The sequence below is a fragment of the bacterium genome (genome assembly GCA_035419245.1).
Taxonomy (GTDB): Bacteria; Zhuqueibacterota; Zhuqueibacteria; order Residuimicrobiales; family Residuimicrobiaceae; genus JAKPUX01.
The window spans coordinates 117,852-139,702 of record DAOLSP010000010.1; the positions used below are offsets into that span (position 1 = coordinate 117,852).

20 protein-coding genes and 1 pseudogene are annotated in these 21,851 nt (G+C 59.6%); all 21 read left to right on the top strand.

Going from position 1 to position 21,851, the window contains the following annotated elements:
* Positions 1 to 93: 93 nt before the first annotated feature.
* The 21 genes and pseudogenes from lpxD (at position 94) to PLH32_12595 (ending at position 21,651) form a co-directional block, all read left to right on the top strand.
* Complete coding sequence (gene lpxD / locus PLH32_12495; GenBank protein HQJ65425.1) at positions 94 to 1,179, top strand: UDP-3-O-(3-hydroxymyristoyl)glucosamine N-acyltransferase; 1,086 nt, start codon at positions 94 to 96, stop codon at positions 1,177 to 1,179.
* The gene (locus PLH32_12500; GenBank protein HQJ65426.1) at positions 1,176 to 2,591 is read left to right on the top strand and encodes a bifunctional UDP-3-O-[3-hydroxymyristoyl] N-acetylglucosamine deacetylase/3-hydroxyacyl-ACP dehydratase; all 1,416 of its coding nucleotides are present in this window, start codon (positions 1,176 to 1,178) and stop codon (positions 2,589 to 2,591) included. The genes lpxD and PLH32_12500 overlap by 4 nt, the downstream gene beginning before the upstream one ends.
* Positions 2,592 to 2,633: 42 nt before the next feature.
* On the top strand, positions 2,634 to 3,407 hold the full coding sequence (gene lpxA, locus PLH32_12505) for an acyl-ACP--UDP-N-acetylglucosamine O-acyltransferase (GenBank protein HQJ65427.1): 774 nt from the start codon (positions 2,634 to 2,636) through the stop codon (positions 3,405 to 3,407).
* 17 nt (positions 3,408 to 3,424) lie between these two features.
* Positions 3,425 to 4,243, top strand: coding sequence for a lipoate--protein ligase family protein (locus PLH32_12510; GenBank protein HQJ65428.1), 819 nt, complete (start codon positions 3,425 to 3,427; stop codon positions 4,241 to 4,243).
* Positions 4,236 to 5,393 carry a 1-deoxy-D-xylulose-5-phosphate reductoisomerase gene (locus PLH32_12515; protein ID HQJ65429.1) on the top strand — a complete coding sequence of 386 codons (1,158 nt, stop codon included), beginning with the start codon at positions 4,236 to 4,238 and terminating at the stop codon, positions 5,391 to 5,393. The genes PLH32_12510 and PLH32_12515 overlap by 8 nt, the downstream gene beginning before the upstream one ends.
* Positions 5,394 to 5,450: 57 nt before the next feature.
* Positions 5,451 to 6,518 carry an RIP metalloprotease RseP gene (gene rseP / locus PLH32_12520; protein ID HQJ65430.1) on the top strand — a complete coding sequence of 356 codons (1,068 nt, stop codon included), beginning with the start codon at positions 5,451 to 5,453 and terminating at the stop codon, positions 6,516 to 6,518.
* Positions 6,519 to 6,715: 197 nt separating this feature from the next.
* Positions 6,716 to 7,801: a glycine cleavage system aminomethyltransferase GcvT gene (gcvT, locus tag PLH32_12525; protein ID HQJ65431.1), complete on the top strand. Its 1,086-nt coding sequence runs from the start codon at positions 6,716 to 6,718 to the stop codon at positions 7,799 to 7,801.
* Between the two features lie 15 nt (positions 7,802 to 7,816).
* Complete coding sequence (locus PLH32_12530) at positions 7,817 to 10,195, top strand: DNA translocase FtsK 4TM domain-containing protein (protein ID HQJ65432.1); 2,379 nt, start codon at positions 7,817 to 7,819, stop codon at positions 10,193 to 10,195.
* A gap of 76 nt (positions 10,196 to 10,271) precedes the next feature.
* The gene (locus PLH32_12535; GenBank protein ID HQJ65433.1) at positions 10,272 to 10,904 is read left to right on the top strand and encodes an outer membrane lipoprotein carrier protein LolA; all 633 of its coding nucleotides are present in this window, start codon (positions 10,272 to 10,274) and stop codon (positions 10,902 to 10,904) included.
* Positions 10,904 to 11,392: a hypothetical protein gene (locus tag PLH32_12540; GenBank protein ID HQJ65434.1), complete on the top strand. Its 489-nt coding sequence runs from the start codon at positions 10,904 to 10,906 to the stop codon at positions 11,390 to 11,392. The genes PLH32_12535 and PLH32_12540 overlap by 1 nt, the downstream gene beginning before the upstream one ends.
* 37 nt (positions 11,393 to 11,429) lie before the next feature.
* Positions 11,430 to 13,814, top strand: coding sequence for a polysaccharide biosynthesis tyrosine autokinase (locus tag PLH32_12545; GenBank protein ID HQJ65435.1), 2,385 nt, complete (start codon positions 11,430 to 11,432; stop codon positions 13,812 to 13,814).
* A 2-nt stretch (positions 13,815 to 13,816) separates the two neighbouring features.
* Positions 13,817 to 14,329, top strand: a complete 513-nt coding sequence (locus PLH32_12550; GenBank protein ID HQJ65436.1) for a UpxY family transcription antiterminator — start codon at positions 13,817 to 13,819, stop codon at positions 14,327 to 14,329.
* 210 nt (positions 14,330 to 14,539) lie between these two features.
* A complete protein-coding gene (locus tag PLH32_12555) occupies positions 14,540 to 15,478 on the top strand; it encodes an SDR family oxidoreductase (GenBank protein ID HQJ65437.1) in 939 nt (312 codons plus the stop codon).
* A gap of 62 nt (positions 15,479 to 15,540) precedes the next feature.
* Entirely contained in the window at positions 15,541 to 16,851 is a 1,311-nt protein-coding gene (locus PLH32_12560) for a nucleotide sugar dehydrogenase (GenBank protein ID HQJ65438.1), read from the top strand.
* 142 nt (positions 16,852 to 16,993) lie between these two features.
* Complete coding sequence (locus tag PLH32_12565) at positions 16,994 to 17,269, top strand: type II toxin-antitoxin system HicA family toxin (protein ID HQJ65439.1); 276 nt, start codon at positions 16,994 to 16,996, stop codon at positions 17,267 to 17,269.
* Positions 17,266 to 17,787 carry a toxin-antitoxin system HicB family antitoxin gene (locus PLH32_12570; GenBank protein ID HQJ65440.1) on the top strand — a complete coding sequence of 174 codons (522 nt, stop codon included), beginning with the start codon at positions 17,266 to 17,268 and terminating at the stop codon, positions 17,785 to 17,787. The genes PLH32_12565 and PLH32_12570 overlap by 4 nt, the downstream gene beginning before the upstream one ends.
* The gene (locus tag PLH32_12575; GenBank protein HQJ65441.1) at positions 17,768 to 18,202 is read left to right on the top strand and encodes a hypothetical protein; all 435 of its coding nucleotides are present in this window, start codon (positions 17,768 to 17,770) and stop codon (positions 18,200 to 18,202) included. Before PLH32_12570 ends, PLH32_12575 begins: the two co-directional genes overlap by 20 nt.
* 43 nt (positions 18,203 to 18,245) lie before the next feature.
* The gene (gene gmd / locus PLH32_12580) at positions 18,246 to 19,286 is read left to right on the top strand and encodes a GDP-mannose 4,6-dehydratase (protein HQJ65442.1); all 1,041 of its coding nucleotides are present in this window, start codon (positions 18,246 to 18,248) and stop codon (positions 19,284 to 19,286) included.
* A 139-nt stretch (positions 19,287 to 19,425) separates the two neighbouring features.
* Positions 19,426 to 20,361, top strand: a complete 936-nt coding sequence (locus PLH32_12585; protein HQJ65443.1) for a GDP-L-fucose synthase — start codon at positions 19,426 to 19,428, stop codon at positions 20,359 to 20,361.
* Positions 20,358 to 21,212, top strand: a complete 855-nt coding sequence (locus tag PLH32_12590) for a hypothetical protein (protein ID HQJ65444.1) — start codon at positions 20,358 to 20,360, stop codon at positions 21,210 to 21,212. Before PLH32_12585 ends, PLH32_12590 begins: the two co-directional genes overlap by 4 nt.
* Before the next feature lie 266 nt (positions 21,213 to 21,478).
* Positions 21,479 to 21,651: pseudogene (locus PLH32_12595) on the top strand (PLDc N-terminal domain-containing protein).
* The last annotated feature ends 200 nt before the right edge of the window (positions 21,652 to 21,851 follow it).

Consider the following 21,851-nt stretch of genomic DNA (forward strand, 5'->3'; position numbering starts at 1 on the left):
ATGACGCCGCCGCCGCACGCCGCAGCCGGAGCGGTGGAATTAGTCGCCCATCCCCATTGTTTCATCCAGCGGAGAGCTTTTTAAGGATTGCATATGGCCTATCGTCTTGCAGAGATCGCAGCCTGGGTTGGCGCCGTCATCGATGGCGATGACACCCTTGAGATCACCGGACTGGCCAAGATCGAGGAGGCTCAGGACGGCCAGCTCTCTTTTATCGCCAATCCCAGATACGAAAAATACATCGATGAGACAGGCGCTTCAGCGGTGCTGGTCGCCGAGAACTTTCCAGCTTGCGGCAAAACCCTGCTGCGCTGCGCCGATCCCTACTACGCCTTTCTCCAGGTGGTTGAACGCCTCTATGGCGGTCCCCCGGCACTCCCCGCCGGCATCCATCCGACAGCGGTTATCGGCGAGGGGTGCCAGATCGGCCCCGATTGCGCCGTCGGGCCCTTGGTCGTTCTCGGCCGCAACTGCCGCCTCGGCCCCCGTGCTCAGCTTCATCCCGGGGTCGTCCTCGGCGATGAGGTGCAGATCGGCGAAGATTCGGTGCTCTACGCTAATGTCTCGGTGCGCGAACGCTGCCGGATCGGCGCGCGCGCAATCGTTCACTGTGGCGCCGTTATCGGCTCGGATGGCTTTGGCTTTGCCTTCAAGGAGGGGTGCTATCACAAGATCCCGCAGACCGGGATCGTGATCGTCGAGGACGATGTCGAGATCGGTGCCAACACCACCATCGACCGTGCCACCCTGGGGGCGACCGTCATTCATGCCGGGGTCAAGCTCGACAACCTCATCCAGGTTGCTCACAATGTCGAGATTGGCAGCCATACCGCCATCGCCGCACAGGCGGGGATTTCGGGCAGTTCCAAGGTGGGCGCTTATGTCCGGATGGGGGGACAGGTTGGAATATCCGGCCATCTTCATATCGGCGATCGTGTGGTCCTCGGCGGCCAGGCCGGGGTGACCAAGGATATCCCCGAGGGGCTCTTTTATTCAGGCTACCCCGCGCGGCCGCACATGCAGGCCATGCGGGAAGAGGCCGGATTGGCCCGGCTCCCGGAGCTGCTGAAACGGGTCAAACAGCTCGAAAAAGAGGTCGCCGCTTTGTCCCATTCGGCGGACGCGCATCGCGAAGCACCGTGCGACCAGGCACGGCATGGAAATCTGGAGGATGAATGATTAAAAATCAGCGCACGATTAAACACCCCGTCTCCTATGCCGGCGTCGGACTCCACACCGGCAATAAAACCAAAATCACCTTCGTCCCCGCTCCGGCCAACACCGGCATCCTTTTCCGCCGCGTGGACATGCCAGACAGCCCGGTCATCCCGGCCGATGTCGATCACGTCATCGATATCTCACGCGGCACCACCATCGGCATCGGCGAGGCCCGAGTCCACACCGTCGAGCATGTCCTCGCCGCCGTCAGCGGCCTCGAAATCGACAACCTCATTTGCGAGGTCGACGGCAACGAGCCGCCGGTAGGTGACGGCAGCGCCCTGCCTTTCGTCGAGATCTTGCTCAAGGCCGGATTCGATGAACAGGATTCGCCGCGTGATTACCTGGTGATCGATAAAACCATTGCCTATCGCGACGCCGAGCGTGGCATCGACATCGTCGTCTTTCCCTCCGACGAGTTCCGTATCACTTTCATGGTCGATTATAAAAACCCGGCCCTGGGCACGCAATATACAGCGATGTACTCCCTCTACGAAGAGTTCGCCACCGAGTTCGCGGCCGCCCGCACCTTCTGCTTTCTCAGCGAGGTCGAGCAGCTGCGCAGGGCCAATCTCATCCGCGGCGGCGCCCTCGACAACGCCGTGGTCATCATCGACCGCGAAATGAGCGAGGATGAACTCGGCGAACTGCGTGAACTCTTCGAAATCGACGAAAAGGTCACCCTCTCCACCAACGGCATCCTTAACGGCAAGACCCTGCGCTACCCCAATGAGCCGGTGCGCCACAAGGCGCTGGATCTCATCGGCGACCTTGCCCTGCTGGGCATGCCCCTCAAGGCTCATGTCATGGCCGCCCGCTCCGGCCATGCCGCCAACGCCGAACTGGTCAAACTCATCCGCAAGGAATATAAAAAGAAACTGATCCGCTCCAAGTACAAGAGCGACAACAAGGGGGTCTTTCTCGACCAGGAGGCCATCCTCAAGATCCTACCGCACCGCTATCCCTTCCTCCTCGTCGACCGCATCATCGATCTGGTCCCGGAGGAGCACGTCATCGGCATCAAGAATGTGAGCTTCAATGAGCCCTTCTTCCAGGGACATTTTCCCGGCAAGCCGATCATGCCGGGGGTCCTGGTGGTCGAGGCGATGGCCCAGGTGGGCGGCATCCTCCTCCTCAACACGGAGACCGATCCCAATGCCAAGCTGGTCTATTTCACCGGCATTGACAATGTCCGTTTCCGCAAGACTGTCACGCCAGGTGACACCATCCGTTTCGAGGTCGAGCTGACCGCCAGCCGCCGCTCGATGTGCAAAATGGCGGGACGCGCCTTTGTCGATGACGAGTTGGTTTGCGAAGCCGAGCTGATGGCGGCCATCGTGGACCGCAACACTACGACGTCGGTGACGGAATAAACAACCGAGCACTCTGCAAAAAGCCTGTAAAGGACCCATCCCGTGACTGATATTCATCCTACTGCCCTGATCGACCCGCAAGCCCGGATCGGCGACAACGTCCAGATCGGCGCCTTTGCCATCGTTGAAGGCGATGTGGCCATCGGCGAGGGAACGACCATCGGGCCGCATACCCTGATCGCCGACGGGGCGCGCATCGGCAAGAATTGCCGCATCCACAACGGCGCCGTCGTCGCCACCTTACCGCAGGACCTCAAGTTCGGCGGCGAGGCGACCCTCTTTGAGATCGGCGATAATACAACCATCCGCGAATTCGCCACCCTCAACCGCGGTACCGCCGCCCATGGCAAGAGCTCCATCGGAAGCAATTGCCTGCTCATGGCCTATACCCATGTCGCCCACGATTGCACCGTCGGTAATAACGTCATCATGTCGAACGGCGTCCAGCTCGGCGGCCATGTCACCATTGAGGACTGGGCTATCATCGGCGGCATGACCCCCGTCCACCAGTTCTGCCATGTCGGCCAGCACTGCATGATCGGCGGCGGCTTCCGCGTCATCCAGGACGTTCCACCCTACATTCTGGCCTCCGAGGAACCGCTGCGCTTCTGCGGGCTCAATTCGATCGGCCTGCGCCGACGCGGCTTCAGCAGCGAGACCCTGCTGCAGCTGAAGCGGGTGTACCGCCTCCTCTATCGTTCGAACCTGAATGTCAGCCAGGCGGTGGAACGCATCAAGGCGGAATTTGAGCTGACCCCGGAGATTACCAACATCCTCCGTTTCATCGAAACCGCTGATCGCGGCATTCTCCATTGAACGGGAGCGGGAAGGGCGTGGAAGCATGGCGCTTTATCGACAGCGGCTTCGCGGACGGCTTTACCAACATGGCCGTCGACACCGCCCTGGCGCGGTGCCACGACGGGCGGCCCGTTTTGCGCGTCTATGGCTGGAAGCCCCCCGCCATCTCGCTCGGGCATCATCAGCGCCTGAATGACCTCGATCTGGAAAAATGCGGCCGGGACAATCTCGATGTCGTCTTTCGTCCTACCGGCGGGCGCGCCGTCCTTCACGCCGATGAGGTCACCTACGCGGTCATACTCGGCCCCGGCAGCCGCCTCTACGACCCCTGCATTCTGCCGCTCTACGAGCGCATCAGCGCCGGATTGACCGCAGCGCTCAGGCAGCTCGGCGTGGCCCTCGAATTCGAGCGCAACGCCCGCGCCCTGCCGCTGCGTGAAAAGAGCGGCCTCGACCGTCTCTGCTTCGCCTCCGCGATCCGCTATGAGCTGGGGCACGACGGCAAAAAGGCCATCGGTAGCGCCCAGCGCCGCTTCGGGCCGGTGGCCTTGCAGCATGGCTCAATCCTTCTTGGCGACGCGCATCTGCAGCTGGTGGACTATCTGAGCAGGAGGGAAGAGGGGTGGCAGCTCCAGGCGCGCCGGTTCATGCAGGAAAAAACCCTTTGCTTGAATGAAATCGCGCCCCGGCCGCTCGAATACAGCCAGGTTGCGGCCGCCTTGCGTGATGGTTTCGCAACCCGCTGGGGGATCTCTTTTTCCGATTCGGCGCTCAGCCGGGAGGAAGAGGCGGAAGCGCTGCGATGGCGCCAGATCTTCCGGGACCAAACCGCGATGGATGCGCAGCATGACTGAAAAACGGCTTGTCATTCTCGGCAGCACCGGCTCCATCGGCCTCAATGCCCTGCATGTGGTAGAACAAAAGCCGGAGCGCTTCCGGGTGGTGGCGCTCTCCACCCATCAGCAAATCGACCATCTGCTGCGTCTTGCGGCGCGACACCGACCTGCTGTGGTGGCGATCACTGGGGCTGCACCGGATCCCGATCAGCGCGCGGCCTTCCGGGCCCTTGGCGTGGAGATCTGGACAGGTTCCGATGCCCTGCGCCGCTTGTGCTCAGAGATGGAGTACGATCTGCTGGTCAATGCGGTCGTCGGGGCGGTCGGCTTTGTGCCAACCCTGGCGGCGGTTGAACTCGGACGCACGGTGGCTCTCGCCAACAAGGAGGCGCTGGTTATTGGCGGCGCCCTGGTGACGCGCGCAGCCGCCGCCAGCGGCACGACGATCCTGCCGATTGACAGCGAGCACAGTGCCATCTTTCAATGCCTTCGGGGCGAGGAAAACAAGGCGGTGGAGGAACTCCTCCTCACCGGGTCGGGCGGGCCGTTCCGCAGTTGGCCGGCCGAAGAGATGGGGATGGTCACGGTCGAGCAGGCCCTGAAGCACCCGAACTGGACGATGGGTCGCAAGATCACCATCGATTCCGCCACGATGATGAACAAGGGATTGGAAATCATCGAAGCCCACTGGCTCTTTGCCGTAGCGGCTGATCGCATCCGGGTGGTTATCCATCCGCAGTCGATCGTTCATTCGTTGGTGGCCTTTCATGACGGATCGGTCAAGGCGCAGCTGGGCGTACCGGACATGCGCGTACCGATTCAGCTGGCAATGACCTGGCCGGAGCGGCTGGATTCAGCTTTTCCACGTCTCGATTTTTATGAAATGCCGCCGTTGACCTTCGCCCGACCCGACGAGGACAAGTTCCCGGCCCTGGCCTTGGCGCGCGCGGCCCTGAGGGCCGGCGGCTCCGCCCCGGCGGTCCTCAATGCGGCCAATGAGGCGGCGGTGCACCTCTTTCTCGACAAACGGATCGGCTATCTCGACATCGCCCGGCTCATCGATGCCGCCCTGCAGGCTCATGTTTTGCAGAGCAGCCCGGATGCCGCCACCCTGCTCGAGGCCGACCGATGGGCGCGGACCTTCGTCGCCGCACGATACAGCCGGTGATGCTGCTCAGGCCCCCGCTCCGCAAATAACTACAACGGATTGATCAAGGGAGTTTACATGCTGTTAATCATGAGTTTGATGACAACCTATCTGCTGCCCTTCATTGCGGTTCTGGGCATCCTGATTCTCGTCCACGAGCTCGGCCATTTTCTCACAGCCAAAGCCTCGGGAATCCGGGTCGAGCGTTTCTCGATCGGCTTTCCGCCGCGGCTTTTCGGCAAGCAGATTGGCGAGACCGACTATTGCATCTCGGCCCTGCCGCTGGGCGGCTATGTCAAAATGTCGGGGATGATTGACGAGACCATGGATGCCGCGGGGGTAAAAGGGGAGCCCTGGGAGTTTATGTCCAAGCCCCTTTGGATCCGGGCGATCGTTCTTTTCGCCGGTTCCGCTTTTAATGTGCTTTTCACCATCGCGGTCTTTACCGTGAGCGTCTTCATCACCGGTGTGCCGCAACCGGTCGGCCCGGTCGTCGGCCGGGTTATAGAGAACATGCCCGCCCAGGCGGCCGGGATCCAGGCTGGCGACCGGATCGTCCGCATCGACCAGACTCCGATTACCGCCTGGGACGATCTGATCAAGATCATCCACAATTCTCCGGACAAGACGATAACCATCGAGTGGGAGCGCAACGGCGCACCGATGTCCGCGCAGATCACCCCCAAACTCGACAAGATGCTCGGCTACGGCCTGGTCGGCATCGATGCTAAAACCATCAACGTCCGCCCCGGCGTTTTCCGGGGCATCGCCCTCGGCTGGGAGTCGAGCTGGAACCTGACGCGCATGATGTTCCGCTCCTTCGGCATGCTCTTTTCGGGGGATGTTTCCGTCAAGGAGGGCCTGGCGGGGCCGGTGCGGATCGCGCAGATGACCGGCGAGACCGCCAAGGCCGGATTCGGCAGCCTGGTGATGTTCATGGCCCTGCTCAGTCTCAATCTGGGGATTATTAATCTTTTTCCCATACCCGGTCTGGATGGAGGTCACCTACTGCTGCTGGCGATCGAGGGGGTGATCCGCAAGCCGATCTCGACCCGGGTGCGGCTGATCGTCCAGCAGGTCGGCATGGCGCTGCTGCTGGCGCTGATGCTGTTTGTTATTTTTAATGATTTCTCCAATATATTCTAATCTCCAGCGTATACCGGCTCCTGCCCGCCCGGGCGGGAGTCGACCCCGCCCAACCACCTCCACCCTCGCGCCCACCCAACCCTACGCTTCCAACCGCCCCAAATACTTCTTGCAGATATCCCAAATAAATGTTAATTTTCACATTGAAAGAAAATTTCTTTCCAAAAATCCAGACCCTTTTTGCAACGGGAGGCGCTTTGGAACCCAAGAAAACCGCATTATATGACATCCACGTCGCGGCCGGCGGCAAGCTGGTCGAGTTCGCCGGCTATTATATGCCCATCCAGTATCGCGGCATCATCGAGGAGCATCGCCGTGTCCGCGCAACCGCCGGCCTCTTCGACGTCTCCCATATGGGCGAATTCTTCGTCAAAGGCCCCAATGCCGAGGCCTTTCTGCAAAAAATCACCATCAACGACGTCAGCAAGCTGGCCGTGCGGCAGGTGCAGTATTCCGCGATGTGCTATGAGGATGGTGGCATCGTCGATGATCTGCTGATCTACCGCTTCCCCGACCATTACCTGATGGTGGTCAACGCAGCCAACCTGGAGAAGGACTGGGCCTGGGCCAACCGCCACCTGATCGACGGCGTGACCCTGACCAATGAGAGCGACAACCTCTCGCTGCTCGCTCTGCAAGGGCCGATGGCGCAGCGGATCCTGCAGAAGCTGACCGCCCTCGACCTCAATGGCCTCGAGTACTATTGGCTGGATGAGGCGGAGGCCGCCGGAGTCCCGATGATGATCTCGCGCACCGGCTATACCGGAGAACTGGGTTACGAGCTGATGTTTGAAAACCGCCATGCCGTCCGGGTCTGGCAAGCGGTGATGGCGGCGGGAGCGGAGTTCGCCATCGAGCCGATCGGCCTTGGCGCGCGTGATACCCTGCGCCTGGAAATGAAATACTGCCTCTACGGCAACGACATCGACCAGACCACCAACCCCCTCGAAGCCGGGCTCGGCTGGATCACCAAACTCAACAAGGGCGAGTTCATCGGCCGCGAAGCCTTGCTGGCCGTCAAGGCCGCCGGCCTCAAGCGCAAGCTGATCGGGTTCGACATGCCCGGAAAGGCCTTCCCGCGCCATGGCTATGCGATCTGGAAGGACGGCGAACGCATCGGCACCGTCACCAGCGGCACCTTCGCGCCCAGCCTTGAAAAGGGCATAGGCACCGGCTACGTTCCGGCCGCGCTGGCGGCGGTCGGCACGCCGATCGAGATCGAGATCCGCAGCACCCGCATGCCGGCCGCGGTCTGCGAAACCCCCTTTTACAAAAAACAGTAACGGACGCCCGGCACCATGGCCAAGCGCATCAAGAAAAGAACGCCGGTCAAAGCCGAGCCGCTGCTCGACGCCCGCAAGCGCGAGGAGATGCTCGGCATTTTGCTGATTCTCTTCGGGCTTCTTCTGGCCATCGGCCTGCTGACCTATCAGAATGAGAATCCGCAGGATGTCAATCCCAGCCTGGTGAGGAACCAGTTGGGAATCGCCGGCGTCTATCTCTCCTGGGCCCTCATCCACGGGACCATCGGCTATCCGGTGGTCGTCCTGCCCTTCATTTTCATCGCCATGGGGATTTTCAAGCTCCTCGGGCGCCAGACCCTGCCGCTGCGGCATTGGGCTTGGTTTACTTTTCTGCTGGCGCTTTATATTTCCATGGGATTTGCAACCTGGCATTACATCCAGGGCGCGCCCTCTGCCCAGCTCTACGAGTATTCCGGTTTCATCGGCGTGCTCCTGGCGACCCTGCTGCGCAAGCTGATCGGCGTCACCGGTGCGGTCATTGTCCTGATCGGGCTGACGGTGATCAATATCGTCATCTTCACCTCGTTCTCCCTGCGCGAGCTTTATGCCAACCTATCGGCCGGTTTCTCGCGGCTGGGCGTGCGCATCAGCCAGAACATCCGTTCGATACGCGGCGTCAAGAGCAAGCCGGAGGTAGCCGTGAAGCGGTTCCGCGCCGCCGAGCCGCAGGGACCGGTCGTCACCCGGCCGCTGCCGATCGACCTCGCCGACGAGGAGGAGGAGCGGCCGCCGGTTCGGGTGGCGATGCCACAGCCGCCCGTGGCCGTGAAACTGCACGAACAACCCTGGCAGGAGGAGGAGAACGGAACAGAGAACGAGGAGGATGAGCTGGCTTCGGCCATCAAACCCGGCGGCCCCTATACCTTTCCACCCTTGAGCCTGCTGCAGCCGCCGGAGGAGACCGCCGAGCCGATTTCAGAAGAGGAACTGCGCGAAAAGGCCCGCCTGCTCGAGGCCAAGCTCGCTGATTTCGACATCCAGGCGCGTGTGACCGAGATCCACCCCGGCCCAGTGATCACCCGCTACGAGATGGAGCTGGCACCGGGCATCAAGGTGAGCCGCATCACCGGGCTCGCGGACGACCTGGCCATGGCCATGCGCGCCAAACGCATCCGCATCGTCGCTCCGATCCCCGGCAAGAACGCCATCGGCGTCGAGATCCCCAACGACGAGCCGCAGATGGTCTATCTGCGCGAGATCCTCGCCTCGACCGAGTTCCAGTCAGCGCGCTCCCCCCTCAGCATCGGCCTGGGCAAGACCATCTCCGGCGCACCCTACGTCACCGACCTGGCTTCGATGCCGCACCTGCTGGTCGCCGGCTCGACCGGCTCGGGCAAGAGCGTGTGCCTCAACACGATCATCACCAGTTTTCTCTACAAGGCCCATCCCGCCCAGGTTCAGCTGGTCCTGATCGATCCCAAACGCCTCGAGCTTTCCACCTACAGCCGCCTCCATCCTTACCACCTCTCCTACGTCGAGGGGGTTCGCGAGAAGGTGGCGACCACCGCCAAAAGCGCCATCGCTGTGCTACGCTCGGCCGAGCAGGAGATGGAGCGGCGTTACGACATGCTTGCCATCGCCGGCGTGCGCAATATCGAGGAGTACAACCAGCGCGCCGGCGAAGGACGCCTCCACACCGAGAGCGGGGCGGTAGCTCCGCCGCTGCACTATCTGGTGATCGTTGTCGATGAGCTCGCCGACCTGATGCTCACCTCCAGCGCCTCCAAGGATGTCGAGGAGCCGATCGCCCGCCTGACACAGATGTCGCGTGCGGTCGGCATCCATCTCATCGTCGCCACCCAGCGCCCCTCGGTCGATGTTATCACCGGCGTCATCAAGGCCAATTTCCCGGCGCGTATGGCCTTTCAAGTGGCCACCAAGGTCGACTCCCGCACCATCCTCGACATGAACGGGGCTGAGAAACTGCTGGGGAAGGGGGACATGCTCTTTCTACCGCCCGGCAGCGCCGAGCCGATCCGCATCCACAATGCCTTCATCAGCCTCGAGGAGATCGAGCGGGTCCTCAGCCACATTCACACCCAGCCGCCGGTGGTCAAGACGCCGCTGCCCGCCTACATCGACGAGGAGACAGCCGGAAGCGAGAGCGAGCGCGGGGCGGGCAACGGCCGCCGTGATCCCTTCTTCAACGAGGCCATGCGCATCGTGGTACGCACCGGCCAGGGATCGGTTTCGATCCTGCAGCGCCGCCTCAAGGTCGGCTATTCGCGCGCGGCGAGGCTCATCGACGAACTGGAGATGGCCGGTGTGGTCGGCCCCTTCGAGGGCAGCAAAGCGCGCGAGGTGCTGATGCGACCCGAGGATCTCGAGAATCTTTCCGGTGACAGCGTGAACGACGGCGATGAGGTATTTTAGCCGGCTGCCGGGAACGTTGGCGCCTTCAGGACGTATAACGACAAGGATAATCCTTTTACAAGATAGAGGGTGGAGTATGACAAGAAAACTGACAGCGCTTCTGGTTCTGGGCATGGCCGTCATCGCCGCGGCGCAGACGGCGTCCGATTTGCTCGGCAAGATCCAGAAAAAATATGAGTCCATGAAGAACGTGTGCGCCGACTATACTCAGACCTTTCACTGGGAGCTGGCGAACGAGACTCAGGTCTTCACGGGCCGCCTTTGCACGCACAACGGCGTGCAGTTCAAGATCGAGAATAACGATCAGACTATCATCACCGACGGCAAGACCATCTGGACTATGCCGCACGGCAACAACCAGGTGATCATCGACGACGCCTCCGAGAACGCCGGCGATAATCCCTTTCTCAAGTCCTTTTTGCAGAACTATGTCGACAACTACCGGAGCGAGCTGCTGGCGCCCGAGACCATCGCCGGGGCGCCGCATTACCATATCCGCTTGACCGCCCGCAGCGAGGACGAGTTCAACAGGGAGGTCGAAATCTGGGCGGACCAGAAGAGCCTGATGATGAACCGGATCAAGCAGACCGATCAGGACGGCAACAGCTCGGTCTATGAGATCAAGAACGTCGACCTCAATGCCAATCTCAGCGACGCCACCTTCAAACCCGTGATACCCGAAGGCTACGAAATCGTGGATATGCGCTGATGCGTCGCTTGCTGCTCCTGACGCTCCTGCTGCTGGCCGCGATGGCGCCGGCGATCCTGGGCCAGCAGCCCGTCACCACGGAACAGCCCCGGGCGGCCCAGTACTTTCTGGGCAGCCAGGATCAGGTGCTGATGGCGGTCAACGTCTGGGGATTCGTTTATAAGCCCGGCCAGTATATGGTCCCGTACGAGACCGATCTCATTTCGCTGCTCTCCTTCGCCGGCGGGCCGCGGGAGGAGGCGCGCATCAAGAGCATCAAGCTGGTACGCCCCGGCAGCGGCGAGGGCAAGGCCCAGGTCATCGAAATCGACGTCAAGGAGTATCTCGAAAAGGGGACAGCGGCGCAGATTCCGGTGCTGCGCCCCGGCGATACCGTGGTGGTCTCCGGTACCTCCCTGCATTTCATCAGCCAGTTTTTCGATTTTGCCGTGCGTATCGCCGCCCTGGTCCAGGTCTGGGCGCTCGTCGATTTTTACCGAAATAATTAGCTGTCCCCGCCAGAAAGAGGCAAAAGTACAGGCATCCATGAATCATCCATCCGCCCCTTCAACGCTTTCCGGCGGCAGCGCCCTGCGGCTCTTCCCGCCGCCCCGTCAGGAACGCCAGCTGACGGTTCACGATTATTTCCGCATCCTCTATCGCGGGCGCTGGGTCATTCTGATCTCCTTTCTCTCCGTTCTCGCCGCCACCCTCTATTACACCTTCACGGCCGAGCCTAAATATGAAGCCTCCGCCAAAATCATGGTGGAGCAGCAGGGCGGCGTGGGGCAGTCGCTCTTCGATTTCTCCACCATGATGAAAAAAGAAACCATGATCAACAACCAGGTGGAGATCCTAAAGAGCCGGACTCTGGCGGAGAATGTGCTGCAATCGCTGCGCACCTCGGAGCCGGCGGCGCGCCTCCGTCTTCTCGGCGCCGGTGGCGAGAGCGGCCGCGGCCTTTTCAAGGAGTGGTTCGGCAAGGGCGGCGCCCCCTCCCTGGACGACCCCCGCTTTTTCGATCTGGTGACCGAAAATCTGCGCAAACAACTCAGCATCGCCCCCATCCGCAACACCGATATGATCGAGATCCGCGTCACTGCGCCCTCGCCTTTTGAGGCCGCCTTTGTGACCAACGCGGTCGCCCAAGCCTACAAAGAGATGAACCGCGCCCAGAGCCAGTCCGAGGTGCGCCAGGTCAAGAATTTCATCGAAGAGCAGATGAGCAAGGTCCACGAAGAGCTGGCGCGCTCCGAGGAGGAGCTCAAGAGCTATCAGCAGCAGGCCAAGGTGGTCGCCCTGGACCGAGAAACCGAGGAACTGGTGCGCAAGACCGCCGAGTTCGAGACCATCTACAACGAGGCCGCTACCGACCTCGAGGCGCACAAGCAGCGCCTCGCCTATATCAACCAGCAGCTGGCACAGCGCAACGTAAATTTTGACGTCGAGACCATCTCGACCCAGCCCTATCTTGCGGAGATGAAGAAGCAGATCGCCGAGAAGGAGGCGGCCCTCGCCTCCTATATGGCCTCGATGATCGAGATCGGCGCCTACGAGCGCAATAAGAGTGAGGTCCAGCTGCGCGAGCGCCAGGTCGAAGCCCTCAAGCAGAAATTCCGCGACGAGATCGCCAAGATCGCCGCCGCCGAGTTCGTCGATCCCGCCCAACTGGCCGGAACCCTCTTCTCCAACAAGATCGAGGTCGAGACCGAAATCCAGTCCCTCATCCCCAAGGTGGAGGCGCTCAAGGGAATCCTCGCCGGCTATAACCGCGAGCTCGAATCCCTGCCGCAGAAAAGCCTTACCCTAGCCCGGCTGCTGCGTGCCGCCCAGGTGGACGAAAAGATCTATCTAATGCTCCAGGAGAAATACCAGGAATCCCGCATCACCGAGGTGGGCCAGATCGGCAATGTCCGCATCATCGACGCGGCCAGGGAGCCGAAAAAGCCGGTCTCGCCGCGCAAGGGACTGAACCTGATCCTGGGCACCATCGCCGGTCTCGGTCTCGGCCTCGCCATCGCCTTCACCCTCGAGTACCTCGACAATTCGGTGCGCACCATGGAGGATGTCGAGCACCTTGGAATGACGGTGATGGCCTCCATCCCTTTCATCAAGGCCGAGCCAACCAACGGCGTCTTTGCCCGGGGCCTCGATAGCAAGAAAGACGCCGAGGTGCGCTCGATCAATGAGCGCCTGGTGACCCAGCTCAAGCCACGCTCGCCGATCTCGGAGGCCTACCGCACCCTGCGCACCAACATCCTCTTTTCGACCCCAGGCCAGCCGAAAAAACTTTTCCTGGTGACCAGCAGCGGCCCGCAGGAGGGCAAGTCGACCACCGTCGCCAATCTGGCCATCACCTTCGCCCAGATGGGCAACCGGACGCTGCTGATCGACGCGGATCTGCGCAAGCCCATCCAGCACCGCCTCTTTGGGCTGGAGAAGAGCAGCGGCCTGACCAATATCCTGGTGGGCCGCGCGGAGCTGGACGAATCGACGCACGAGATCGAGGTTTTGCCGGAGCTCCATGTGCTCAGTTGCGGCGTCATTCCGCCCAATCCGGCGGAGCTATTGGGATCGGAGGCGATGCAGCGGCTTCTCACCGCGGTGCGCGACCGCTACAGCATCGTGCTGATCGACTCGCCGCCGACCCTTGCGGTGACCGATGCGGCGATCCTGGCGCCGATGGTGGACGGTGTGCTGCTGGTCATCCGTTCCGGCGACACCGCCCGCGAGGCCGCTGTACGGGCGCACGAACAGCTCAAACGCGTCGGCGCTCCGGTGCTCGGGGCCATCCTCAACGGCATCACGGCGGAACAGGTCTACGGCTCCTACTACCCCCATTACTATTACAGCGATTATTACCGCGAAAAGAACAAAAGCGGCAAGCCGGGTAGCCGCAGCGCCGAGAACGGCAAGAGCAACGGGGTCTGATCGTGAGCAAGGTAAACGAATCGGAGCCGCACTGGTATGCTTTTGTGACCAAGCCGCGGCACGAAAAGAAGGCCAGGCTCAGCCTCGAGGGCGCCGGCATCGAGAATTTTCTGCCGATGAAAAAGTCGCTCAAACAATGGAAGGACCGCCGCCGCTGGGTGGAGGAACCGCTCTTCTCGTGCTATATTTTCGTCCGGATTCCATACAACCGCCGCTGGGAGGTGCAGACCTCGCCGAGCGTAGTGCGGATTGTCAATTTCCTCAATGTACCGGCGCCGGTCCGCGATGAAGAGATCGCGGCGATCCGGCGCATCCTCACGACCGGAGTCGAGGTGGAGGTGCAGCCCGGACTGCTGCCGGGGACAGCGGTGCGCATCGCCTCGGGTCCGCTGGCGGGGTTGGAAGGGGTGCTGACTGGTCAAAGAGGGCAGAAGTGGTTTGTGGTGCAGGTGCCGGCCATCGGCAAGTCGGTGCTGGTGAGCATGGAGGATAACCTGGTTGATGTGGTAAAGTAGCCGCCCAGCCCGTTGCCCCCACCAGTCAACCCAACTCCCGCCCGACCCACCCCCGCTCCAGCCGCCCCAATTTTTTTACCGCGCACATACTATCCGCTTGTTTTCTAGGCAAAATATTTGTATACTGGACGAAAGGGGTGCGATTTCCTCACGGTTTGTAACCTATCGTCAATCCTGACGAATGAATCGTTCCAAAGAGGCGGAGACTCCATGGCGACGTACTTGGTGACCGGAGGGGCCGGATTTATCGGGTCCCATATTGTCGAAACGCTACTGCAGCGCGGAGAAAAGGTGCGGGTGCTGGATAATTTTTCCACCGGCAAACGCGAAAACATCAAGCCTTTCCTCGACAAGATCGAGTTATTCGAAGGGGATGTCCGTAGCTATCACATCGTTCGTGATGCGGTGGACGGATCCGATTTTGTCCTGCACCAGGCGGCCCTGCCCTCGGTACCGCGTTCGGTCAAGGATCCGATCACCAGCAACGAGGTCAATGTCGTCGGCACCCTCAACATCCTCGACGCCGCCCGTGACGCCAAGGTCAAGCGGCTGATCTATGCCTCCTCCTCCTCCATATACGGCGATCTCGAGACCCTGCCCAAGACCGAGGATATGCTGCCCAAGCCGCTCTCGCCCTATGCGGTGGCCAAGCTGGCGGGTGAAAAATATTGCCAGGTCTTCACCAAGATTTACGGTCTCGAGACCGTCTCGTTGCGCTATTTCAACGTTTTCGGACCGCGCCAGGACCCCTATTCGCAGTATTCGGCCGTCATCCCCAAATTCATCGACTTGATCCGCAACGGCCAACCTCCCCTGGTGCACGGCGATGGCGAGCAATCCCGCGATTTCACCTATGTCGCCAATGTTGTCCATGCCAACCTCCTCGCCTGTGAGAAGGGCTTGGAAGAGCTGCCCGGTGAGGTGTTCAATATTGCCTGCGGCAAGCGCATCACCATCAATACGCTCATCCGCTATATCAACGAGCTGTTCGGCACGAATATAGAAGCCCAGTATTCGGAGCCGCGCGCCGGAGATGTGAAGCACTCCCTGGCCAACATCGGCAAGGCGCGCCAGTTCCTCGGCTATGAGCCCCAGGTTGAATTCCGCAAAGGCCTTGAAAAGGTGGTACAATGGATGAAAGGCGAATGAGACCTCATCCGTCGCAGCAATTATAATACTACAGTTATATTCATCAACCACGGAGATACAATATGGACCTCAAAGCAAAGATCGAATCCAAGCAGGCCGTACTGGGTATCGTTGGACTGGGTTATGTGGGATTGCCTCTGCTCATAGAATTTGCACGCAAGGGGTTCTCCATCATTGGGCTTGACATCGACCAGAGCAAGATCGACAAGCTGAGCGCCGGTAAGAGCTACATCAAGCATATTCCCTCGAAGGATATCGAGGAGATCAATGGTCTGGGCAAGGTGAAATACACTGCCGATTTCGCAAAATCCCCTGAGGCGGATGTCATCCTCATCGCCCTACCGACCCCGCTTGACGAGCACCGCGAGCCGGATCTCTCCTACATCGAGGTCACCTCGCATGAGCTGAAAAAGTATCTGCGCGCCGGGCAGATGTTCATTCTCGAGTCGAGCACCTGGCCGGGCACCACCGACGAGGTGATGCGGCCGATCCTCGAGGAGTCCGGCAAGAAGTGCGGCGTCGATTTCTGGGTTGCCTTCTCGCCGGAGCGCGAGGATCCCAATAACCAGAATTTCACCATCCGCACCATTCCTAAAATCGTCGGCGCCGATGATCCCTACGCTCGCGAATGCGCGATCAGCCTCTACGGTTGTATCACTACGCCGGTGCCGGTCAGCAGCACCCGCGCTGCCGAGTCCGCCAAACTGCTCGAGAACATCTTTCGCAGCGTTAACATCGCCCTGGTCAACGAGATGAAGCAGATCCTCGAGCGCATGGGCATCGACGTCTGGGAGGTGATCAAGGCGGCCTCGACCAAGCCCTTCGGCTTCATGCCCTTCTATCCCGGCCCCGGCCTCGGAGGCCATTGCATCCCGATCGATCCTTTCTATCTGACCTGGAAGGCGCGTGAATTCGATATGCCCACCCGCTTTATCGAACTGGCCGGAGAAATAAACACCAACATGCCCTACTACGTCTTTGAAAAGACCCTCGAGGCCATCAATGAGCAGGGTAAAAGCCTCAAAAACGCCAAAGTGCTGATCCTCGGTGCCGCCTACAAGAAGGATATCGATGACATGCGCGAGACGCCGGCCTTCAAGGTCATCGAGATCCTCCACGAGCGCGGCTGCACGGTGGACTATCACGACCCCTATGTGCCCAAGCTGCCGGCGACGCGCAAGTATCAGTACGAGATGAGCAGCGTGCCGCTCACCGCAGAGAACGTCAAAAAGTACGATGTGGTCATCGTCATCACCGACCACACCGATGTCGATTACGAGCTGGTACGCAAGCACGCCAGCCTGATCATCGACACCCGCAATGTCTACAAGCTCTACGGCAAGCTCGGCGACGGCAATATCGTCAAGGCGTAAAGTGTTTTCTTGTCACCAAGGGAGCCTCATCACCGGGGTTCCCTTTCTTTTTAAGTGGTATACGCCAAAAGGTGAACTGGCTTTTTGGCGAATAAAAGATCTTGCAATTTGATACTATCAGTAGTATATTAATGGAGAAGTAGTGTCTAAGATAGAAAAGGTGTTGGAGCATTGGCGACGACGGCCGCCTGAGGTCAGGCGGGATGAAGTGCTTTCAGTCCTCAAACACTACGGGTTTGAAGTGGATACTAAAAGGGGATCCCATATTTTTGTCCGCCACCTCAGACTCATCGGGCGACCCGGCTATGATGCGTTGGGTGGTTTTGTATTCCCGGGCCAGGGCGGGCAACGGGTAAAAGGTGCTTATCTTAAAGATATCTTGCAGGCTATCGATATGATTACAGAGGAAGAGCAGTGAATAACAAGAGTCTGGATTATTATCTGTCCCTGGACTATCCCATTGAGATCGTTAAAATTCCTGTAGAGGATGGAGGGGGCTATTCTGCATTCATACGGCAGCTCGGCAAGCTTGCTTTCAGAGGGGATGGAGAGACAAGAGAGGAAGCTATTAAAGACCTCGATGAAGTGAAAGAGATATTGTTTGAGGAGTATCTGGAAAAAGGCATCGAAATTCCGGAGCCGGTTCAGGATGAAGAAAGGTCTTATAGTGGACGCTTTGTTTTGCGCGTTCCGGTTGATCTGCACCGCGAATTGGCCGAGCAGGCTGAACAAAACCAGACTACACTGAATCAGTATTGCGTTTCTTTGCTTTCACAGAGACTAACCATTTCCTCAATCCAGGACCAGCTGGCGCAGCTTTGTCAGCGCATGAATAGTCTGTCGTGGTCGGTACAATCCATGCAATACTCATTTGAACACCCTGCCAGCGCGCAGGGGATAACCTGGGAAAAAAAATATGGCAGCCAGGTCGCCTAAGCCTGTATTGAGTGAACCTTCGCCCGAGGAATATCGGCGGTTTATCGTAGGTATCGATTTAAAGCAGATTCAACTCATTGAAATGAACTGCAGGCTGGATACTGCATCATTTGATGATCGGCTTGCGATTAGCATCTCATCAGAATCCACATTTTCACTTGAAGAGAGTGGATTTAGTGTCATTCATGAGTATAAATTGACGGGAAAAACCGCTGATCGCAAAAGTGCATTAAAAATCCAGGCAAGCTATAAACTGCATTTTTCGAGTCATCGCGAGATGACCCCTGAATACTTTGCAATTTACAGTCAGGTGAGCCTGCCCATTAATATCTGGCCCTTCTTTCGTGAACTTGTACATGCCACGACCTCGCGGATGAATATCCCGCCGTTGACTTTGCCTTTGGTCAAACGCTGATACTCAAACAAGTATCCATCATCCTGAGCATCGAAGGGTACTAATGAAAAAAGCCCTCATCACCGGCATCACCGGACAGGACGGCTCCTACCTCGCCGAGCTGCTGCTCGACAAAGGCTATGAGGTCCACGGCATTATCCGCCGGTCCAGTTCCTTCAACACCGGCCGCATCGACCATCTCTTCAATGACACCGCGCTGCACGACAAGCGCTTCTTCCTCTACCACGGCGACCTCACCGACTCGAGCAACCTCAACCGCCTGCTCGAAAAGATCAATCCCGACGAGATCTATAATCTTGCCGCCCAGAGCCACGTCAAAGTCTCCTTCGAGCTGCCCGAATACACCGCCGAGACCGACGCCATGGGCACTCTCCGCTTCATCGACGCCATAAAGGAGACCGGCCTTGCCACCCGGTTCTACCAGGCCTCGACCAGCGAGCTTTACGGCAAGGTGCAAGCGATTCCCCAGAGCGAAACCACGCCCTTTTACCCGCGCTCGCCCTACGGCGTCGCCAAGCTCTACGCCTACTGGATCATCGTCAATTATCGTGAGGCCTACAACCTTTTTGCCTGCAATGGCATCCTCTTCAACCACGAGTCGCCCCGGCGTGGCGAGACCTTCGTCACTCGCAAGATCACCCGCGCGGTGGCACGCATCGCGCTCGGGCTGGAGGAGACCGTATATCTCGGCAATCTCGCCGCGCAGCGCGACTGGGGCTACGCCCCTGAGTATGTCGATGGAATGTGGCGAATGCTGCAGCAGCCCGAGCCCGGGGATTACGTCCTTGCCACCGGAGTGATGCACACGGTGCGCGAATTCGCCGATCTGTCCTTCCGCGAGATCGGCGTGGAGCTGGACTGGACAGGAACGGGGCGTGAGGAGAAGGGCATCGACCCCAAAACCGGCAAGGTGCGCGTAGCCGTAGATCCCAACTATTTCCGCCCAACCGAGGTCGATCTTCTGGTCGGGGATGCGGGCAAGGCGCGCAGGATGCTCGGCTGGGAGGCGAAGACGACCCTGCCCGAGCTGGTGCACCTCATGGTTCAGGCCGATCTGGAAAAAGTCAAGCGCCGGGGCTATTGAGCTTCCTTTTCATGCTGCGCGGGACCTTTGGCTTTCAACGCCCGGACATGGTCAGACCTGGCGGCATGAGTTACCTCCGCCTCCTCCGGCGTGCCCCGGCGCACGAGAGCGGTAGATTCCGATGAACAGGCAGGTGAATGTGAAAAAAGACAGTAAGGTTTATATCGCCGGCCACAAGGGCATGGTCGGATCGGCTCTGGTGCGCACTCTCGAGGCCAAGGGCTACCGCCGTCTGCTGGTGCGCACCCTGGAGGAGCTCGACATTCTCGACCAGGCGGCGGTTTTCAAATTCATGGCTGCTGAAAAGCCCGATTTCGTTTTCATCGCCGCGGCGAAGGTGGGAGGGATCCTCGCCAACAACACCTTTCGCGCCCAATTCATCTACGAGAATCTGCAGATCCAGGCCAACCTCATCCATGCCGCCCATCTCAGCGGAGTGCAAAAGCTCCTCTTCCTCGGCAGCTCCTGCATCTATCCCAAGCTGGCGCCGCAGCCGATCCGCGAGGAGCACCTGCTCACCGGCCCGCTCGAATCGACCAATGAGCCCTACGCCATCGCCAAGATCGCCGGCATCAAGATGTGCGAAGCTTACCGCGCCCAGTATGGCAGCAACTTTATCTCGGTCATGCCGACCAATCTCTACGGCCCCAACGACAATTTCGATCTGCAAACTTCGCATGTCCTGCCCGCCCTCATTCGGCGTTTTCACGAGGCTAAGGACGGCAACCAGCCTTCTGTCACCATCTGGGGGACAGGCAAGCCCCGCCGCGAGTTCCTGCACGTCGATGACCTCGCGGACAGCTGCGTTTTTCTCATGAACAAATATGACCGTGACGAGATCCTCAACATCGGCGTTGGTGAGGATCTCACCATCCGCGAGCTGGCGGAACTGATCAAAGGTGTGGTCGGGTATGCGGGAGGGATCGAGTTCGATACCAGCAAGCCGGACGGCACGCCGCGCAAGCTCCTCGATGTCAGCCGGCTGCGCGCGACCGGCTGGCGGCCCCGGATCGGCCTGGAGGAGGGGATCCGGCGGACCTATGCATGGTATCTCGAAAATAGGGTAAAGCGATGATCCGGATCATTCTGATCGTGTCGGCGGGCCTGGTCGTTGTGACCGCATTGGCCCTGGTCTGGGGACAATGGAGTTTCCACCGCATGGTGCGCCAGGAATTGGCCGCCTTTTGGCCCGCGAGCCTGCCGGAAGGGGAGATGGTCACCCCCGGCCGCATCGCCCATCTGCCCGCGCCGGTGCAGCGCTGGCTCATCCGCAGCGGCGCCGCCGGCAGGGAGGAGATCCGTCTGGTGCACTTGCGCCAGCGCGGCGAGATGCTTAACAAGCCAGGAGGGGCTTGGTTGCCGGTGGTCTCGGAGCAGTACTTTCGCACCGCGGAGCCCGGATTCATCTGGATCGCCGATGTCAAGATGATGCCACTTTTGCACCTCGCCGGCCGGGACATGTACCAGGACGGCCGCGGCCGTATGGTCATCAAGCTCGCCTCCTTGCTGCCGATCGTCAACGCCAGCGGGCCCGAGACCGACCAGGGCACCCTGCTGCGTTGGCTGGGCGAGACCGTCTGGTTCCCCTCGGCCGCTCTCAGTCCGCACATCGCCTGGGAGGCTGTCGATTCCCTCTCGGCCAAAGCAACCATGAGTTACGGCGGCGTCACCGCCTCCGGCATATTCACCTTCACTCCGGATGGGGATTTCAGCAGCTTTATCGCCGACCGCTATTACTACCGCAAGGAGGGCTCGACCCTCGAACCCTGGCTGGTGCGCGTGGAGGAGGGAGGCTATGGTGAACTGGGCGGCATCCGCATGCCGGTGCGCTGCAGTGTCACCTGGCGTTTCAAGGAGGGGGATTTCACCTGGTACAAGCTCTATATCGACGCGGCGGAATATGACCAGGCGGTTCGGAGGCCCTGATTTACAACCTCCGGATTCTGGTCCCCATCCGCACTTTTATTCGTTCCCGACTGCAAATTCTCGCTTCCACCAGCAAGCTCTGGTTTCTACCCGCAAACTCAGGTTCCCATCCTGCGCGGCCATGGAGCTGATGGTTCTCCGTCCGGCCCCGATCCGCCGGTTTTGGCCCGCACAGATTAAAACCATTGCATTTTATTGAAAATATGCCGATATTTCACCAATCCATATTACCATAACGAACAGAATCAGCAAGAGGAGGGACGACGATGACGAAATTACTCTGGCTGGTGGTGTTTATTCTGGACATTTGGGCGATCATCAATGTTTTACAGAGCGCTGTGAAACCGATCAAGCCCTGTGGATTGTGATCATCCTGGTGTTACCACTTGTCGGTCTGATCATTTGGTATTTCCTTGGGCCGGGCAGGAAAAAGGTTTGACATCACGAGGCCCATGCCACGGCATGGGCCTTTTTAGTAGAATTTGCAGATGAAACGCACATAACCCGCTATGCATCATGAGATTGCGCACTCTTTATACTGGCCTGTTGCTGCTGATAGTGGTGACAGGCGTTTTTATTTCTTATTAATTGGTTCTAGTCAGTATCGTGCGAGTGAAGCAAGCTTGCCCGCCACCAAAC

Coding starts and splice junctions, on each gene's coding strand:
- lpxD (HQJ65425.1), top strand. CDS start 94: ATGGCCTATCGTCTTGCAGAGATCGCAGCCTGGGTTGGCGCCGTCATC.
- PLH32_12500 (HQJ65426.1), top strand. CDS start 1,176: ATGATTAAAAATCAGCGCACGATTAAACACCCCGTCTCCTATGCCGGC.
- PLH32_12515 (HQJ65429.1), top strand. CDS start 4,236: ATGACTGAAAAACGGCTTGTCATTCTCGGCAGCACCGGCTCCATCGGC.
- rseP (HQJ65430.1), top strand. CDS start 5,451: ATGCTGTTAATCATGAGTTTGATGACAACCTATCTGCTGCCCTTCATT.
- PLH32_12530 (HQJ65432.1), top strand. CDS start 7,817: ATGGCCAAGCGCATCAAGAAAAGAACGCCGGTCAAAGCCGAGCCGCTG.
- PLH32_12535 (HQJ65433.1), top strand. CDS start 10,272: ATGACAAGAAAACTGACAGCGCTTCTGGTTCTGGGCATGGCCGTCATC.
- PLH32_12540 (HQJ65434.1), top strand. CDS start 10,904: ATGCGTCGCTTGCTGCTCCTGACGCTCCTGCTGCTGGCCGCGATGGCG.
- PLH32_12545 (HQJ65435.1), top strand. CDS start 11,430: ATGAATCATCCATCCGCCCCTTCAACGCTTTCCGGCGGCAGCGCCCTG.
- PLH32_12555 (HQJ65437.1), top strand. CDS start 14,540: ATGGCGACGTACTTGGTGACCGGAGGGGCCGGATTTATCGGGTCCCAT.
- PLH32_12560 (HQJ65438.1), top strand. CDS start 15,541: ATGGACCTCAAAGCAAAGATCGAATCCAAGCAGGCCGTACTGGGTATC.
- PLH32_12575 (HQJ65441.1), top strand. CDS start 17,768: ATGGCAGCCAGGTCGCCTAAGCCTGTATTGAGTGAACCTTCGCCCGAG.
- gmd (HQJ65442.1), top strand. CDS start 18,246: ATGAAAAAAGCCCTCATCACCGGCATCACCGGACAGGACGGCTCCTAC.
- PLH32_12590 (HQJ65444.1), top strand. CDS start 20,358: ATGATCCGGATCATTCTGATCGTGTCGGCGGGCCTGGTCGTTGTGACC.